Origin of the sequence: Leifsonia sp. 466MF (assembly GCF_900100265.1) — a bacterium.
Lineage (GTDB): Bacteria > Actinomycetota > Actinomycetes > Actinomycetales > Microbacteriaceae > Leifsonia.
The window spans coordinates 3,476,783-3,492,963 of record NZ_LT629696.1; the positions used below are offsets into that span (position 1 = coordinate 3,476,783).

Below are 16,181 nucleotides of genomic sequence, written 5' to 3' on the forward strand. Positions count from 1 at the left end.
TCAGCGCAGACCGATCGTGAGCAGCAGGTTGCCGTACAGGCGTTCGTCCCCGGTGGCGATGACGACGCCCACGTCCGGAGAGCGCACCCGGTCGTAGAACGCGAAGCGGTCGACTCTCTCCATGGGCACGTCCGCGCCCAGCCGGCGTTCATAGTCGTCCTGCGCCGGTGCCGCGACCCCGGGCGGGGTCTGCATGACGGTTGCCGCTTCGATGTTGACGACGGTGAGCACGGCATCGAGCACCGATGTGACGTCGAGCAGGCCTGGGCGCAGATTGAGATGGATGAGGCGCACACCCGATCCGGTGGCGGTCAGGTACGGGTAGTTCCCGTCGGCGATGAGCACCCCGGAGCCGTGGCCCGACGAGGCAAGCGCCTCCAGGAGCGGAGGATGGACGAGCGGACCGGTGATCATGCGGACACCTCCGCTGCTGCGCGGCCGGCCGCGCGATCCGCGGCGTAACCATCCCAGCTCGGGATCGTTCCGTCGACGTCCCACAGGTCGAGCCAGCTCCCGGCCCCGGGCCACAGGAACACCTGACCCTTGATGAGGCGGTTGTTCTGTTCCGCCGATCGCAGCTCCTCGAGCTCGGCAGGGGTCAGCGGGTCCTCGACGACCGACCGCAGGTTGGCGATCAACTGCGACTCCTTCACCGAGAACGGGATCGGGATCTGGCCGCGCTGCACCGCCCACTTCAGGCAGATCGCCGCCGGATGCACCCCGTGCGCACGGGCGATCGAGACCACGACGGGATGCTCCATGTCAGACACATCCGAGAGGACGCGGTCGCGTTCGGGTCGCGACGGCGAGCCCAGGGGCGAGTAGCCCACCGGCTGGATGCCGTGATCGAGGCAGAACCGGAAGAGCTCGGGCTGCTGGAAGCACGGGTGCAGTTCCATCTCGTTCAACGCCGGTGCGATCCGCGCATCGGAGAGGATCGCCGTCAGCTTCGGGATGGTGACGTTCGAAGTCCCGAGGTGCCGTACGACCCCCTCGTCGACGAGGCCCTCCAGCGCGTGCCAGAGCGCCATGTACTCCTCGTGGATGTACGGGCGCGCGTCCGGGTCGCGGTCGGCCGCGTCGGCGAACGGTGCGTGGTGGTTCGGGAACGGCCAGTGCACGAACACCGCGTCGAGAACGTCCAGGCGCAGGTCGCTCAACGACCGGCGGACCGAGGCGACCGCGGCCTCGGGGTCGTGGGCGTCGTTCCACACCTTCGACATCACGAACAGCTCGTCACGGGGCACGCCGCCGGCGATCGCGTCCTGCAGGACCACGCCGACCTGTGCCTCGTTGCCGTACACGGACGCGCAGTCGATCAGGCGGTACCCGGCTCGGATCGCGCCGCCCACGGCAGCGGCCACCTCGTCCGGCCCGTAATGGTCGGATCCGAACGTCCCGACGCCGATCGCGGGCATCACGGCCCCGCTCGCGAGGCGGCGGGTGGGCACGGTGTCGATCGTGGTCATGTGTGTTCTCCGTTTTTCGATGTGAGCGGGCGGATGTGTCGCGGCGCCCGCACTAGATGCCCAGGCCGTGGAAGAAGTCGATGCGTGTCTCGGCGACAGGCGGCTCCAGCTCGATACGCACCACCGCGCCACCGGGTCCCGTGGTCTCCGCGGGCGGGAGCACCACTTCCAGTGCCTCGCCGGTGCGCGTCCACTCCGGCCGCTCCGACGAGCCCAGGACGCGCACGTCGGCGATCGGGCGGTCGAGGAAGCGGCTGCCCGACCCGAAGCTCCGGATGCGCATCCGGCCGTCCTCCGGCCGCACCATCCCGATCGCGTAGACGTAGTCGTGGCCGACCTCCGTCATCCTGGTGAAACGGAGGTCCTCCGCCGAGTACACGGGAGCGGCTGCGTCGGTGAACGAGCCGGCGGCGGGAGCCGTCGGCCCCTCGCCGAAGACGACCCACGGGCTGGAGCCGTAGATCGCTTCGCCGTGGACGGCCAGCCAGTCGCCCACGGCCTCCAGCAGCGCGGCCTCCTCGTCGGGGATCGTCCCGTCAGGACGGGGGCCGATGTTGAGCAGCAGGTTCCCGTTCTTCGCGACCACGTCGACGAGCTCCTGGATGAGCTCGGAGGCGTCCTTGTAGTCGTGCCCTTCCACCCAGCTCCACGATGTCCGCGACACCGATGTGTCGTTCTGCCAGACGTCGGGGCGGATGCCGCCCATCGTGCCGCGCTCGATGTCGAGCACCGCCGAGCCCGGCGCGAACGACTCCCACTTGTAGTTGATGACGACGTCGCGCCCCCACTCCGCCGCACGGTTGTAGTAGTACGCGGCGAGTCTGCGGATGTAGGGCTCGAACGACGGCTCCTCGATTCCGGTGTCGAAGTAGAGGATCTGCGGCCGGTAGGAGTCGATGATCTCGACGGTCCGCAGCAGCCAGTCCTCCAGGAACCGCTCGGTGGGATTTATCTCCTTGCGGAGGGCCGGCCCGTACAGGTCGGCGTACGCGGGATCGCGGACATCGGAGTCGAACTCCGCTCCCCCGTTCATGAAGAACCAGTGCTCCGCCCGGTGGGTGGACGCGCCGGTGATCAACCAGGCCTGGTCGACCGCCGCCAGCAGGTCTCCCATCACGTCGCGCTGCGGGCCGACCTGCGTCACGTTCCAGCGCGAACGCGCCGTGTCGTACATCGCGTAGCCGTCGTGATGCTCGGCGACCGGCACGACGAACTGCGCGCCCGCGCGCTTGAACAGTGCGACCCACTCCTGCGGGTCGTAGTGCTCCATGCGGAAATGTGGAAGGAAGTCCTTGTAGCCGAAACGGTCATGCGGCCCGTACGTCGCCAGGTGGTGGTCGAACGCGGGCGTGCCGCGCCGGTACATGGTGCGCGGGTACCACTCGTTCCCGAACGCCGGCACCGAGAAGGCTCCCCAATGCAGGAAGATGCCGAACTTGGCGTCGCGGTACCACTGCGGAGCGCGATACCGGGACAGCGACTCCCAGGTGGCGTCGTACGGCCCGGCGTCGATGACGGCGTCGACCATCGCGAGCGCCGCACGGTTGTCCGAGACGTCGACGGGCGCCGGCAGCGTCGAGGGGTCGAGCGGTTCGAGGTTCACATGTCTCCGTTCGTCGGGGCTCAACGGCCGCCGAAGGCGCCCGCGCCGATCGCGGCCACCAGCTGTCTCTGGGCGAGAGCGACCACGACCACCACCGGGGCGATCGTCATCACGCACGCGGCCATCAGCAGTTGCCACTGCGTGCCGGTCTGCGTCGTGAAACCGGCGATGCCGATGGGGATGGTCCACTTCTCCGAGCTGTTGAGGATGATCAACGGCCATAGGAAGCTGTTCCAGCTCCCGAGGAAGGCGAAGATCGCCAGGACGGACAGGGCCGGGCGCACGAGCGGGACGATGACGCTGATCAGGATGCGCCAGGTGGGGGCCCCGTCAAGGCGGGCGGCCTCCTCCAGCTCCCCGGGGATCTGGAGCATGAACTGCCGGAGCAGGAAGGCTCCGAACGCCCCGAACAGGCCGGGGAGGATCAGCGCGACCCACGTGTCGGCGAGCCCCGCCTGGTCGAAGCCGAGGAACAACGGCACCACGGCGACCTCGCTCGGCAGGGTCAACGTGATGACGAACAGCAGGAAGACCGCGCTGCGACCGGGGAAACGCAGCCGGGCGAACGCGAACGCCGTCAGGGTCGCCACGATCAGGGTGAGGAACGTGGAGATGGCGGCCACGACCAGGCTGTTAAGAAGCAGGCGACCGAAGTCCACCTCCGTCCACGCATCCACGAAATTGGACCAGAGGACTTTCGAGCCGATGAAGGTGATCTGCGCAGCGAACACCTCATTCGCCGGCTTCAGCGCCGTGAAGACGGTCCAGATCAGCGGAAACGAGAACACGAGCGCGAACAGCCACGCGGCCGTGGTGTTGGCGGCGAACCCGATGGTCCGCCCGCGGCGACGCCAGCGTGGAGCGGAGGCCGGCAGCTGGTGCTCAGTCATAGTGGACCCACTTCCTCTGTCCCCAGAGTTGGAACAGCGTGAAGATCGCGATGATCACGAACAGCACGGTCGCGATGGCGGACGCATAGCCCAGCTGGTTGTTCGTGAAAGCGGTCTGATAGAGGTACAGCATGATCGTCATCGTGCTGTTGCCCGGCCCGCCGCCGGTGATCACGTAAGCCTGGGCGAAGGTCTGCCAGGCGCCGATGACGGTCAGCACCGTGGTGAAGAACAGGGCGGGGCTGACCAGCGGCAGGGTGATCGAGACCAGGCGGCGGAAGCGACCGGCGCCGTCGATCCGCGACGCCGCGATCACATCGGGGCTGATCGAGTCGATCCCAGCGCCGAGCACGATCATGTTGTAGCCGAACGACTGCCAGAGGGACACCCCGATCACGGTGGCCAACGCCCAGTTGCCGTCACTGAGCCAGGGGATCGGACCGAGGCCGAAGACCGCGAGGCCCTGGTTGACGGCGCCGTCCTTCTGGAACAGCAACCGGAAGACCGCGGCGTTTGCCACCATCGGGGACAGGGCTGGGATCAGGAAGATCACCCGGAGCCAGTTGCGGCCCGCGATGCGGGTCTTGAGCCACATCGCCATCGCCAGGGAGATCGCGATGTTCGCCGGGACGTACACGAGCACGAAGATCGCCGTCACCATGACGCTGTTGAGGAATTGCGGGTCGCGGAACAGCCGGATGTAGTTCTCCGTGCCCGTGAACTGGACGCCCCCGAGCAGGCTCGAGTCGGAGAACCCCAGGATCAGCGAGGCGACCTGCGGGATGACGATGAACACGGCCAGCCCGATGAGCCCGGGGAGGACGAAGGCCCACCCCACCCAGCGGGGCCCCCCGAGGGGCCGGCGGCGAAGCCGGCCCCTCGGGCGCTCCGGTTGGGCGACGGACCCCTCGGAGACCTCTTCCTCCGCACGGTCCAGACGCACGAACGTCATTGCGGAAGGCCCGCCTTCACCTGCTGGAGGACCTGCTCGACTGTGCTCTTGCCGGAGAACGCATCCACCTCGTACTGGGTCAGCAGCGTGTCGAGCTGCGCCTGGCTGGAGGGCACCGGTGACGGAGTCGCGTCACCGGTCATCTGCTTGATGACCGCGGTGAACGCAGGCGACCCGACGTTGGTGGACCACGCGTCCAGCGCATCGAGCCGCGCCGGCACGGAGGCCTGCGACTTCGTCACGAACTCCAGTCCGCTCTTGCTCGTCATCGCCTCGATGGCCTTGAAGGCCTTCTGCTTGTCGCCGCAGGTCTTCGTGATGCCGAAGCCCGAACCGCTGATGAAGCCCTTGGAGGTGCCGCTCTTGCTCGGGACCACAGCAATGCCGACGTTGTCCTTGCCGAGGGTCTGCTGCTCGTGCTGCAGATCCCACAGACCCTCGAGTTCCATGGCCGCCTGACCCGTGCTGAACGCATCGATGTCCGGGAAGGTGCCGCCCGCGGCCGCCTCCAGCGGCTTCGCGACCTTGTACTTGTTGGCCAGGTCGACGAGCAGCTGCAGCGCGTCGCGGAAGTTCGGGTCGTCCAGCTTCGGACCGTTCTTGTCGGCGTAGGGGTGGCCGTCGGCCGCCATGAGAGTGCTGATGGGCGTCGAGCCCTGTCCGATCGCGAAGCCGTACACGCCATTCTTCGTGGTGGCCTTCGCTGCGGCGATGAAGTCATCGACCGTCCAGTCGAGGCCGGGCTCGGCCACCCCGGCGTCCGCGAACATCTTCTTGTTGTAGAAGATGACGTTGGGACCGGCATTGAACGGGATGGAGTAGAGCTTGCCATCGACGCTGAGCTGGTCGAGCATCGCCGAGCTGTACGCCGACAGGTCGACCTTGTTCTTCTTCACCAGGTCGTCGAGCGGCTCCAGCCCCTGCACGTACTGGTTCACGCGGCCGTTCTGGAACGTGACCAGGCACGGCGCACTGCTGCCCTTCATCACGGTGGGCAGCTTGGTGTAGTAGTCACCGATCGGCGGGCCGGAGAAGCTCACTGCCATGTCCGGGTCGGCGTGCTTGCCTCCGGCGATGTAGTCGCTCCACTGCTGCTTGTCGGCCTTGCCGCCGATCCACGTGTACATCTTGAGCGTCTTGCCGTCGAGGCCCGACGTTCCACCGCCGCCTCCGGAACAGGCGGCGAGAGCGAGGGCCAGAACGCTCGCGACCGCGACGGCGACGCCGACGCGTCCCCGTCGCCTCGGGCTTTTCAACCGTGACTTCATGAACTCCTCCTTGAGTATGAGAGCGAAACGTTACGACTTCAGTGATGGTAAGAGCACCAGGAATGCGAAGTCAATAGATAACACCGGTCACTAAACGTTTCGTTCGCTCGGTTTCTTTCAGCAGATCGTGCGCCAGGATGGTCTCGGCGACGGTCATCGTCTTCAGCGCATCGGCGAAGTGCGACGAGGGAAGACGGCGCGAACGCACCGCCTCGATGAATTCGGCGCTCTTGGCGAGGAAGCCTCCGCGGACATGGAGGTCCGGCGAGCCCGCCACCTCGCCGGCATCGAGCTCCTCCCGCCCGTCCGCGTCCCAGATGGTGGCCCCGACCTCGAGGTCGCCTTCCGCCATGATCCCCGGCCCGTGGACCTCCACGCCGAACGTCCTGCGGCCGCTCGTCCAGTTCGTGATCATGACCCCGACGGCGCCCGTGTCGAACTCGAGCGTCGCCGCGACGACGTTGATCTCGTCGACGATGACCCTGCGCGTCACATCCGAGACGGCGACGACCTCGCCGCCGCAGAGGTGCCGGAGGGTGTCGATCACATGGACGCCGTCGTCCATCATCCTGTCGCGTGCCGACACCATCGGGGTCGGATCGTTCTTGTAGAACCGGCACACGGCATGGACGACCTCGCCCCGCTCGCGAACCCGCCCGACCATGCGCTCCAGGAGCGGGGACGAACGCCGCTGGAAGCCGACCTGGGTGATGCAGTTGTTCTCGTCGGCGAGACGGGCGAGCGTTCTCGCCTGGTGGACGGTCAGGCCCAGCGGCTTCTCGACGAAGAGGTCGAGCCCGCGAGTCAGGCAGTCGCACCAGATGCCGAACATGAGTTCGGGGGGACCGATGACATAGACGGCATCCGGGCGCGTCTCGTCGAGCATCGCCGACCAGTCGTCGAACAGAGCGGTGATGCCCCAGCGCTCGCCGGTCGCCCGGAGGCGCTCCGGTGAGAGGTCGCAGATACCCACGATCTCCACGTCGGGCAGCGACGACAACGACGGGTAGTGGACGAGGTTCGCCATCTGGCCGGCGCCGATGACGGCAACGCGCACCGGCCGGGTCCCGCCGGCGGTCATCGGGCCACTCCGGCGCCGGCCGCGGCCCGCAGACTCTGCGCGTATTCGAGATCGCGCGTCACCTTCGCCACGAGGTCGCTCTCGTCGGTGTACTCGGCGGTGAGGCAGATCGGCCCGGCGAACCCGCGCTCCGCGAGGTAGGCGAGCGCGCGACCCCACTCCGCCATGCCACTGCGGGCGTCGGTGAACACCGGCTCCCAGACCGGATCCCCGAACGCGGGCGCCGGTTCGTCGACCCGCTCGTAGTAGGCGCTCTTGAGGTTGACGACGCCGAGCCAGGGCCAGAGCAGTTCCAACCCGTGCTCGGGCCGCTTGCGCGCGAGGGCGTCGTGAGCCGAGTCCCAGATCGCCGCGACGTGGCGGGGGTCGACATCCTGGAGCAGAGCGAAGAGCTCCGAGGAGTCGGCGATGTAGTCGTCGTAGTGCGGCTGGACGGCAACGCGGACCCCGTAGCGTTCGGCGCGCTCGGAGAGGCCGGCGAGCACCCGGCGGATCTCCGTACCGGTCGCGGCGTAGCCGTTCACCCCGATCGGCACCATGATCCGGATGAACGGCACGCCCGCATCCGCGCAGGCCGCGAAGGTCGCCTCATCCGTTCCGGAGGCGATGCTCGCGACCCTCACGCCCGAACGCGCAAGCTCGCGCGCCGCGGCGGGCAGAGCCGTCGACACCTCGTCCGGGGCGACCTGGTAGCCGGGGCGCACCGGAAGCTCGACGGCGTCGAATCCCATGCCCGCGACCAGTTCACCGAGAGCGCCGACCTGCGGCTCGCGCCACGGTTTGGTGAAGACACTCCACGTCGTCTTCGGATCATCATGCGGCATGGCGGACTCCTTTGTCGGGACGTCGGGGGAATTTTGTGCAACGATACAGTGGTTTGTGCAACGATACAGTGATTCCAAATCACGTCAACAGGAAGTCAGGTGAGAGCGATCGCAACGATCAGGGATGTCGCCCAGGCCGCCGGAGTCTCACCCTCCACGGTCTCGAACCTGCTCAATGCGCGCGAGCACCTCATGCAGCCGGAGACGCGCCGACGCGTGCTCGAGGCGATGGAGGCGCTCTCCTATCGGCCTAGCCGCGTGGCGCAGCAACTCCGCGGCGCCCCCAACCCCACCCTGGGTCTCATCGTCCCCTCCGTGGCCAACCCGTTCTGGGGATCGTGGGCCGCCCATCTCGAAGCGGCGTTCCACGCGCACGGACGGCAGATCTACCTCTGCAACAGCGAGCGCGATCCCGAGCGCGAGCGCGCCTACGTCGAGCAGCTCTGGGCCGACGGCATCGAGCACATCGTGCTCTCCACCTCGCTCCCGTCGCTCGAACACCTGCGCCCCGCCATGGACGCGGGCGTGCAGATCATCGCGTTCGACCGCGAACATCAGGAGACGGACCCGCCCGAGCTTCTGAACGTCAGCATCGACAACGAAGCCGGCGCGTGGATGGCGACGCAGCACCTCCTCGAGCGAGGTCACACCCGCATCGCCTTCGTCTCCGGTGCGATGCGCACGATCAGCCGCCAGCGGCGCTTCGCCGGCTACCGCCGGGCGCTCGACGAGAGCGGCATCCCCTTCGACGACGCCCTCGTCCCCCGCTCCCCCGACTTCGGGGACGCGGACAGCAGCCCGCTCGCACGGGACGCGGTACACGCCCTGCTGGCGCTCGACCAGCCGCCGACGGCCCTGGTCGCCGTCAACGACATGTTCGCCCTCAGTGCCTCCGCCGCCATCCGGGATGCCGGCCGCGATATCGCCGAATTCGCCGTGGTGGGCTTCGACGACATCCCGATCGGCAGGCTCGTATCGCCCGCCCTGACGACGATCCAGCAGCCGCTGCGCGAGATGGCCGAGGCCGTCGTCCGGCTGACAGCCGGCGGAGGCGGCGACCGCGAGACAGGTCCGTCACTCGTCTTCCCGCCGACCCTCGTGGTGCGGGCCTCCAGCGAACGGAGAATCGCATGACCGCATCCGGAGCCCGAGTGCTCGTCGCGGGAGCAGCCGGCGGTGTCGGCCGCGCCGTCGCCCGTGCTGCGGCGGCGGACGGCGCGACCGTCCTGCTGCTCGGGCGCGACCGGAGCCGTCTCGAGGAGGTGCGAGCGGACGTTGCCGCTGTCGGCGGGACCCCGCACGTCGCGGTCGCCGACACGACCTCGGCGCCCCAGCTCGACGACGCCGTGTCATCTCTGCGGCACGACGCGGGCGGCATCGACGTCGTCGTCAACGCCGTCGGCGTCAACCTCAAGGGCCGCCGCCTGGACCAGCTCGACATCGCCGGCTGGCGGTCGGTGCTGGAGAGCAACCTCGACTCCGCCTTCCTCCTCACGCAGGCGGTGCTTCCCGGGTTCCGCGCGGACGGCGGCGGCCTGCTCATCCACATCTCCTCCGTCGCCGCTCTCGTCCCCGACATGTCGGGAGCCGCCTACCAGGCCAGCAAGGCCGGTCTCGCCGCGCTCGCGCGCGCCACCGCGCTCGAGGCCGGTAGCGACGGCGTCCGGGTCACGACGATCTCACCCGGGCTCATCGACACCGACTTCGTCCGCCACCGCCCCACGGCGCCGACGCCCGACGAACTGGCGGGGGCGCTCAGCCCGGAGGACGTCGCCGACCTGTGCCTCGCCGTCATCCGGTTGCCTGCCCGGGCGACCGTCAGCGACATCGTCGTGCGCCCCTCCGCGCGCTGAACGGCGTCGACCTCCCCTGTACCGACCGACCGAGACGGAGATCTCCATGACCGCACCCTCCACCGCACGAAAGGTCCTGATCACCGGAGGCGCGACCGGAATCGGCCTGGGCATCGCCCAGGCGTTCCTGGACGCGGGCGACCGCGTGGCGATCACGACGAACGCCTCGCCCGTGCCCGAGCACGTGGCCGGGCGGGTCGTCGCCGAACGGATGGACGTCACCGACAGCGCTCAGGTGAAGGCGGCCGTGGCGCGGATCGGCGAGGCGCTCGAGGGCAGGATCGACGTGCTCGTCAACAACGCCGGCGGCCTCGTCGCACGTCGTCCCCTGGAGGACGCGGACGACGAGCACTGGCACCACGTGATCGAACTCAATCTCTCCAGCGTCTTCTACGTCATCCGCGCGGCTCTGCCCGCGATGGCCGAGGGCGGCCGCATCGTGAACATCTCGTCGCTGGCGGCGCACAACGGAGGCGGCCAGGGCGCCTCGGCCTACGCTGCGGCCAAGGCCGGCGTCGAGGGCCTCACCCGGGCTCTGGCGAAGGAACTGGGGCCACGGGGGATCGCCGTCTCCGCTGTAGCCCCTGGCCTCATCCTCGAGACGCCGTTCCATGAGCGCTTCACCCCGGAAGCCGACCAGCGTGCGACCATAGCCGCCACGCCGCTTCGCCGAGCCGGCACACCCGCCGATGTCGCCGCGGCGACGATGTACCTCGCGTCGGAGGCAGGCGGCTTCGCGTCGGGAACAGTGGTCGCGGTCAACGGCGCTGCCGCCTTCCACTGAACGAAGCGGTCTCCGCGCCTCCCCGGCGCTACCGGAAAGAGAGCACACATGCGCATCGTCGTCATCGGAGCAACAGGCCACATCGGCGGCTATCTCGTGCCGCGCCTCATCCAGGACGGGCACGATGTGGTCGCGATCACGCGCGGAAACTCGGCGCCGTATCGCGAGGACCCGGCCTGGGAGAGGGTCGAACGCGTGATCGCCGACCGCGAGGCGGAGGATGCCGCCGGCATCTTCGGCTCGCGCGTCGCCGAGCTCGAACCGGACGTGGTGGTGGACATGATCTGCTTCACGCCGGAGTCCGCCCGGCAGCTCGCCGATTCCCTCCGCGGACGGGCGCGTCAGCTGGTGCACGTCGGCACGATCTGGACGCACGGAACCCTCACCGAGGTTCCGGCTCCCGAGGACGCCGTCAAACAGCCCTGGGGTGAGTACGGCACCCAGAAGGAGGCGATCGAACGTCTGCTGCTGGCCGAGTCCCGACGCCAGGACGGCCTTCCCGTGGCGATCGTGCACCCCGGTCACATCTCCGGTCCCGGCTGGCCCATCATCACCCCGCAGGGCACCACCGACCTCGAGGTGTGGCGGACCCTGGCGAACGGGCGTGAGCTCCTGCTGCCGGGATTCGGGCTCGAGACCGTGCACCACGTGCACGCCGACGACGTCGCACAGCTGATCCGACTCTGCCTCGAACAACCGGACGAGGCGAACGGGGAGGCGTTCCACGCCGTCTCCGAGCGCGCTCTGACGCTGCGCGGCTTCGCGCAGGAGGCGGCTCGGTGGTTCGGGGTGGACGCGAGGCTGCGCTTCGTACCGTTCGACGAGTTCAGCGCCTCCCTTTCCGAGGAGCACCGCGACTCCGCCTTCCAGCATGTCGCCCGCAGCCACGCGATGAGCATCGAGAAGGGGAGGCGACTGCTGGGCTATGCACCGGCGTACTCCTCGCTCGCTGCCGTGGCGGAGTCGGTGGAGTGGCTCCGACAGGCCGGCCGTCTGGGCGACGGCATCCCGCCCGTCCGATTTGGCTGAGACGCCGCGGGGTGGACATCGTCTCTCTCGGCCGAAACGATTCACGCCGCGCTAACGCTGGATTATGCTGAGCGGACGCTACGCCCAGATATCGGCGACCGTGGAGCGTGTAGGCGGCAACACCAGGAAAGACGGGGATGTGACGACATACAAGGACATCCAGCGGGCAACGGGACTCTCGCTCGCAACGATCTCCAAGTACTACAACGGGCGAAACGTTCTCGAGGCCAATCGAGAAGCCATCGAGGCGGCGGCACGCGAGCTCGACTTCCGGCCCAACCAGTTCGCCCGGACGCTGCGCTCCCGGCGGTCCCGGACGGTCGGGGTGCTGCTGCCCGCGCTCGACAACGACTTCCACCTGACGATCATCGCCGGGGTCGAGGAAGCTCTCCGCCCGCGTGGGATCAGCGTCATCGTGGCCGCCAGCCCCGACCCGAGCGAAGATCCCGTCAACCTTCTGATGGACCGGATGGTGGATGGAATCGTCGCGGTCACCCCGCCGCACGATGTACCCGCACTGCGTGCCGCGGCCGCGCGCGTTCCGGTCGTGATGGTCGACTGGTACATCGACGACGTCGCCGCGGACGGTGTCTTCATCGACAATGCGGCGGCCGGAGCGCTCGGCGGCCGGCACCTCCTCGACCACGGCCATCGCCGTATCGGGCTCGTCGGCGGCGAACCGGTGATCTCCTCGATGCGCCTGCGCACCGAGGGGTTCGAGCGGGCACTGGCTTCCGAGGGGGTTCAGGTGGACCCGTCGCTGGAGCGTCTGGTGCCGCTGACGATCGAAGCGGGCTACCGCGCCGCCCAGGAGCTCCTGGCCCTGTGGCCGCGGCCCACCGCGCTCTTCGCCACGAACTACGAGCTCACCCTGGGCGCCGTCACGGCCGTGAACGATTCCGGGCTGCGCATCGGACGGGACATCTCGGTCGTCGGGTTCGACAGTCGGGAGCTCGCCCAGGCGCTCGTGCCGAAGCTGACGGTCATCGTGCAGCCGACCCGCAAGATCGCCAAGCACGCGGCGCGCCTGATCGCCGACCACATCGAGTCGCCGGACGAGCGCCCCGCCCCGACGATCGAATACCTCGACGCGCACCTCATTCCGGGCGCCTCCGTGACGCGCCTGGACGACTGACGCGTTCGGGCGGACAGTTCAGGCGAGGGAGTAGACCCGCTCCGCGTTGCCGCCCAGCAGGGCGTCCCGCTCCGCCGGGGAGAGCTCCGAGATGAGCGTGTCGAAGGCCTCGCGCCACGCGGGAGCGCCGCCGCCGAGCTCGGCGAGCGGCCAGTCCGAGCCGTAGAGCAGGCGGTCGGGACCGAACGCCTCCAGCGCCGTCGAGACGACCCCGCGGAGGTCGCCGGCCGTCCAGGTCCCCGGCACCAGCCCCGACGTGAGCCCGGAGACCTTGGCCGAGACGTTCGGGAGGGCCGCGAGCGCACGCAGCCCCGCCTCCCATCGCGACGCGTCCGCGTCGTCGGCGAGCGGACCCCCGAGGTGGTCGAGCACGAAGGAGACGCCGTCGTTGCGCGCAGCCACGCGAGCCGCCTGCTCCAGCTGCCAGTCGCGGATCACGAGATCGAAGACCAGCCCCTCGCGGCCGAGGGCGGCGAGACCGTCGGCGGTGTCGGCCCGCAGCATCCACTCGGGGTCGGGATCGATGTGGGCGAGATGCCGGACGCCGACGACCGGAACGGATCCGGCGCGCACCTCGTCGAGCTGCGCGCGGACATCGCCGGCGAGGTCGACCCAGGCGACCAGTCCCGCCACCACCCGCGGGTCACTGCGTGACAGCCGGACGCTCTCCTCGAGGCTGTTGCTCGCCTGCACCAGCACCGCGCGGTCCATCCCCGTCGCCGCGAGCATCCCGCGCAGATCATCGGTGGCGAAGTCGCGGTCGATCGCCGCCATCGAGACGGGATCGATCCAGTCCTGCGGATCGGTGGAGCGGTCCCACAGGTGCACGTGAGCGTCGATCCGGGCGGTCACCGTTGGCGCCACACTTCGTCGATCGGCTGCCAGAGGGAGCCGGGGTCGCGTTCCTCGGCGATACGCACCTGGCACGGGTCCGTGTACGTCCACCACTCCTGCGACAGCGGGTCGTCCGCGATCCGCTGCAGGTCGGCCGCGTGATCGTCGCCGACGTACTCGTAGTGGGCGAACAGGATGTCGCCGAAGACGTAGATGCTGTAGTTGCGGATGTTGCACTCGGTCATCTTCGCCTCGACGCCCGGCCACACGGCGCGATGGAGTTCGAGGTACTCCTCGCGCTTCTCGGGCCGGACGCCGACGACGAACGCGAACCGCTGCGGTTCGCCGCTCACGAGACCGGCCTCAGCGGCACGGTCGGGTCGTCGATGACGTCGGGCTCGGCGACGAGTCGCAGCGCCGCGCGTTCGGGGCGGATGTGCGGACCGGTGGCGGGAGGTGCGGGAGTCCCGCCCTCGCCGGTCAGCTTGGCCTCGTCCACGATGATGCCGATTCCCGGCCGGTCGCCGAGGACGATGCCGCCGTCGTCGAACTCCTGGTCGACATCCAGTCCGATCGGGAAGGAGAGGTCCTGCACCTCGTGCGTCAGCAGGTTGGGGATGGCGGCGGCTGCATGGGCGGCCGGATTGGTGTTGTATGTGACCGGGCTCACCGGCAGGTCGTGCCCGTGGGCGAGGGTCGCGACACGGAGCAGGTGCGTGATGCCCCAGACATTGCCGACCTGCACGATGTCCACCGCTCCGCTGTCGAGCAGCGGCCGGTACTGCTCCAGTCCGGTCAGGTTCTCGCCGCTCGCCACGGCCGCGCGGATCTTGCCGCGCAGCGAGGCCATGCCCGCCGCATCCCATCGGCGCAGGGGCTCCTCGATCCAGGTGAGGTCGAGGCGTTCCTCGATGGCGCCGATGTACCGTGCGGCCTGCGCGTGGTTCCACGACTCGTTGACGTCGAACATGAGCGCGGGATGCCGCGAGTTGCGGCTGAGGATGTCGCGCAGCAGCTCCAGACGCGGGAGGTCGCGGTCGAGGTCGCGCCCGCCCTTGAGCTTGCCCGCCTTGAACCCGCGGTCGGCGAACCGCCCGTAGAGGTCGGACAGCTCGTCGTCGGTCAGGCCGTACTCGAGGCCGGATGCGTACCCGGGCACGAACCGCTCGCGCGCACCGAGCATGCGCCAGAGCGGCTCCTCCGCCGCCTTCGCCTTGAGATCCCAGAGCGCCATGTCGATGGCGCCGATCGTGCCGAACGTGGTTCCGGAGTGACCGGCCTTGAACACCCAGTCGAGCATCCGGTCGTAGAGGGCGACGACCGAGCGCGGGTCCTCCCCCTCGACCGCCGGGAACACCCGCGCGATGTCGGCGTGCGCGCCGACCCCGACCCCTTCGATGCCGCTGTCGGTCTCGATGATCAGGACGGGGACGGGCGTCGTGTTGCCGGTCTGCACGCCGTTGACGTCGCCGGTGACCCGGCCCCAGTCGTGGACGGTGCTCAGACTGCGATAGCCCGTGATCTTCATCGGTGGTTCTCCTTCGGTGCGGACATGCTCATTCCTTGGTCCCTCCCGCGGTCATCCCCGAGACGAGGAACCGCTGCGAGAACAGGAAGACGATGAGGACGGGCAGGATCGACACGATGGTCGCCAGCGCCAGGGTCGGCAGCTGGACCGAGTCGGAGCCCGCCGAACTGGGATTGAAGGCCGGCGTCGCCGAGAGCAGCGAGGTCAGCCCGACCTGGATCGGGTAGCCGTCGCTCGAGGGCAGCATCACGAACGGCAGGAAGAAGTTGTTCCAGTTCTGCACGAAGCTGAAGAACGCCACCAGTGCGACGATCGGAGCGGCCAGCGGCAGCGCGACCCGGGTGAACACCTGGAACTCGGTGCACCCGTCGATCCGTGCGGCCGCGAGCAGGTCGCGCGGGATGCTCGTCGAGAAGTAGATGTACGTCAGGTAGACGCCGAACGGGAAGAACGACATCGGCAGGATCACCGACAGCGGGCTCCCGATCAGGCCGACGCTGTTGAGCTCCAGGAAGATCGGCAGCACCAGCGCCGTGCTCGGGATGAGCATGACCACCAGGGTGAGCACGAGCAGCGCCTTGCGGAGCCGGAACTCGGTCAGCGCCAGCGCGTAGCCGGCCGGGATGCTCACGATCAGCGTGATGATCAGCGCGCCGATCGAGTACAGCGCCGAGTTGCCGATCCACAGCGTCACCGCGCCGTCCTGGAAGCCGAACAGCTGGTTCCAGTTGGCGACGAAGTCCGACCACGACCCGACCGAGAACGGGTTGGCGACGATCAGCGCCTTGGACGACTTGGTCACCGCGAACAGCAGCCAGACGATCGGGATGGCGAAGAACAGCACGAAGACGACGAGGATGACGCCCGCGATGGAGCGTCCGCTCCAGCCGCGCAGACTGGCGCGGCGGCGCTCTGCGGTGAGTGCGGTCAT

17 protein-coding genes are annotated in these 16,181 nt (G+C 68.8%); 5 read left to right on the forward strand and 12 right to left on the reverse strand.

The features are described from left to right. The 8 genes from BLR91_RS16550 to BLR91_RS16585 form a co-directional block, all read right to left on the reverse strand. Entirely contained in the window at positions 1-414 is a 414-nt protein-coding gene (locus BLR91_RS16550) for an RbsD/FucU family protein (RefSeq protein ID WP_018189327.1), read from the reverse strand. Further along, positions 411-1,469: an aldo/keto reductase gene (locus BLR91_RS16555; RefSeq protein ID WP_089879961.1), complete on the reverse strand. Its 1,059-nt coding sequence runs from the start codon at positions 1,467-1,469 to the stop codon at positions 411-413. The genes BLR91_RS16550 and BLR91_RS16555 overlap by 4 nt, the downstream gene beginning before the upstream one ends. 52 nt (positions 1,470-1,521) lie before the next feature. Beyond that, positions 1,522-3,072, reverse strand: coding sequence for an alpha-L-fucosidase (locus tag BLR91_RS16560; RefSeq protein ID WP_089879958.1), 1,551 nt, complete (start codon positions 3,070-3,072; stop codon positions 1,522-1,524). A 20-nt stretch (positions 3,073-3,092) separates the two neighbouring features. After that, positions 3,093-3,962 (reverse strand): carbohydrate ABC transporter permease, encoded by an 870-nt coding sequence (locus BLR91_RS16565; protein WP_089879955.1) that lies wholly within the window; start codon positions 3,960-3,962, stop codon positions 3,093-3,095. After that, a complete protein-coding gene (locus BLR91_RS16570; protein ID WP_089879950.1) occupies positions 3,955-4,914 on the reverse strand; it encodes a carbohydrate ABC transporter permease in 960 nt (319 codons plus the stop codon). The genes BLR91_RS16565 and BLR91_RS16570 overlap by 8 nt, the downstream gene beginning before the upstream one ends. Next, positions 4,911-6,182 carry an extracellular solute-binding protein gene (locus tag BLR91_RS16575; RefSeq protein ID WP_089879947.1) on the reverse strand — a complete coding sequence of 424 codons (1,272 nt, stop codon included), beginning with the start codon at positions 6,180-6,182 and terminating at the stop codon, positions 4,911-4,913. The genes BLR91_RS16570 and BLR91_RS16575 overlap by 4 nt, the downstream gene beginning before the upstream one ends. Before the next feature lie 70 nt (positions 6,183-6,252). After that, the gene (locus BLR91_RS16580; protein WP_089879944.1) at positions 6,253-7,263 is read right to left on the reverse strand and encodes a Gfo/Idh/MocA family protein; all 1,011 of its coding nucleotides are present in this window, start codon (positions 7,261-7,263) and stop codon (positions 6,253-6,255) included. Beyond that, positions 7,260-8,087, reverse strand: a complete 828-nt coding sequence (locus BLR91_RS16585; protein ID WP_089879941.1) for a sugar phosphate isomerase/epimerase family protein — start codon at positions 8,085-8,087, stop codon at positions 7,260-7,262. Before BLR91_RS16585 ends, BLR91_RS16580 begins: the two co-directional genes overlap by 4 nt. 99 nt (positions 8,088-8,186) lie before the next feature. Between BLR91_RS16585 and BLR91_RS16590 the strand changes: the two genes are divergently transcribed. The 5 genes from BLR91_RS16590 (at position 8,187) to BLR91_RS16610 (ending at position 12,888) form a co-directional block, all read left to right on the forward strand. Further along, positions 8,187-9,221 carry a LacI family DNA-binding transcriptional regulator gene (locus tag BLR91_RS16590; RefSeq protein ID WP_089879939.1) on the forward strand — a complete coding sequence of 345 codons (1,035 nt, stop codon included), beginning with the start codon at positions 8,187-8,189 and terminating at the stop codon, positions 9,219-9,221. Continuing rightward, a complete protein-coding gene (locus BLR91_RS16595; RefSeq protein ID WP_089879934.1) occupies positions 9,218-9,940 on the forward strand; it encodes an SDR family oxidoreductase in 723 nt (240 codons plus the stop codon). Before BLR91_RS16590 ends, BLR91_RS16595 begins: the two co-directional genes overlap by 4 nt. A 46-nt stretch (positions 9,941-9,986) precedes the next feature. Further along, positions 9,987-10,724, forward strand: a complete 738-nt coding sequence (locus BLR91_RS16600; RefSeq protein ID WP_089879931.1) for an SDR family NAD(P)-dependent oxidoreductase — start codon at positions 9,987-9,989, stop codon at positions 10,722-10,724. Positions 10,725-10,772: 48 nt separating this feature from the next. Continuing rightward, positions 10,773-11,753 (forward strand): NAD-dependent epimerase/dehydratase family protein, encoded by a 981-nt coding sequence (locus BLR91_RS16605; RefSeq protein ID WP_089879928.1) that lies wholly within the window; start codon positions 10,773-10,775, stop codon positions 11,751-11,753. 139 nt (positions 11,754-11,892) lie between these two features. Further along, complete coding sequence (locus BLR91_RS16610) at positions 11,893-12,888, forward strand: LacI family DNA-binding transcriptional regulator (RefSeq protein ID WP_020075972.1); 996 nt, start codon at positions 11,893-11,895, stop codon at positions 12,886-12,888. Between the two features lie 18 nt (positions 12,889-12,906). On the opposite strand, the gene BLR91_RS16615 is transcribed toward BLR91_RS16610, so the two are convergent. Genes BLR91_RS16615 through BLR91_RS16630 form a run of 4 tightly spaced genes read right to left on the reverse strand, consistent with a single transcriptional unit; the run spans position 12,907 to position 16,181 of the window. Beyond that, positions 12,907-13,740 (reverse strand): amidohydrolase family protein, encoded by an 834-nt coding sequence (locus BLR91_RS16615; protein WP_231918961.1) that lies wholly within the window; start codon positions 13,738-13,740, stop codon positions 12,907-12,909. Then, positions 13,737-14,075 carry an L-rhamnose mutarotase gene (locus BLR91_RS16620; protein WP_020075974.1) on the reverse strand — a complete coding sequence of 113 codons (339 nt, stop codon included), beginning with the start codon at positions 14,073-14,075 and terminating at the stop codon, positions 13,737-13,739. The genes BLR91_RS16615 and BLR91_RS16620 overlap by 4 nt, the downstream gene beginning before the upstream one ends. After that, positions 14,072-15,250, reverse strand: a complete 1,179-nt coding sequence (locus BLR91_RS16625; protein WP_089879922.1) for a mandelate racemase/muconate lactonizing enzyme family protein — start codon at positions 15,248-15,250, stop codon at positions 14,072-14,074. The genes BLR91_RS16620 and BLR91_RS16625 overlap by 4 nt, the downstream gene beginning before the upstream one ends. A gap of 28 nt (positions 15,251-15,278) precedes the next feature. Further along, a complete protein-coding gene (locus BLR91_RS16630) occupies positions 15,279-16,181 on the reverse strand; it encodes a carbohydrate ABC transporter permease (RefSeq protein ID WP_029042879.1) in 903 nt (300 codons plus the stop codon).

Bases quoted from the DNA above. Each gene is read 5' to 3' on its own strand.
- BLR91_RS16550 (WP_018189327.1), bottom strand. From the start codon at position 414: ATGATCACCGGTCCGCTCGTCCATCCTCCGCTCCTGGAGGCGCTTGCC.
- BLR91_RS16570 (WP_089879950.1), bottom strand. From the start codon at position 4,914: ATGACGTTCGTGCGTCTGGACCGTGCGGAGGAAGAGGTCTCCGAGGGG.
- BLR91_RS16595 (WP_089879934.1), top strand. From the start codon at position 9,218: ATGACCGCATCCGGAGCCCGAGTGCTCGTCGCGGGAGCAGCCGGCGGT.
- BLR91_RS16625 (WP_089879922.1), bottom strand. From the start codon at position 15,250: ATGAAGATCACGGGCTATCGCAGTCTGAGCACCGTCCACGACTGGGGC.
- BLR91_RS16630 (WP_029042879.1), bottom strand. From the start codon at position 16,181: ATGACCGCACTCACCGCAGAGCGCCGCCGCGCCAGTCTGCGCGGCTGG.
- BLR91_RS16565 (WP_089879955.1), bottom strand. From the start codon at position 3,962: ATGACTGAGCACCAGCTGCCGGCCTCCGCTCCACGCTGGCGTCGCCGC.
- BLR91_RS16605 (WP_089879928.1), top strand. From the start codon at position 10,773: ATGCGCATCGTCGTCATCGGAGCAACAGGCCACATCGGCGGCTATCTC.
- BLR91_RS16555 (WP_089879961.1), bottom strand. From the start codon at position 1,469: ATGACCACGATCGACACCGTGCCCACCCGCCGCCTCGCGAGCGGGGCC.
- BLR91_RS16575 (WP_089879947.1), bottom strand. From the start codon at position 6,182: ATGAAGTCACGGTTGAAAAGCCCGAGGCGACGGGGACGCGTCGGCGTC.
- BLR91_RS16580 (WP_089879944.1), bottom strand. From the start codon at position 7,263: ATGACCGCCGGCGGGACCCGGCCGGTGCGCGTTGCCGTCATCGGCGCC.
- BLR91_RS16585 (WP_089879941.1), bottom strand. From the start codon at position 8,087: ATGCCGCATGATGATCCGAAGACGACGTGGAGTGTCTTCACCAAACCG.
- BLR91_RS16600 (WP_089879931.1), top strand. From the start codon at position 9,987: ATGACCGCACCCTCCACCGCACGAAAGGTCCTGATCACCGGAGGCGCG.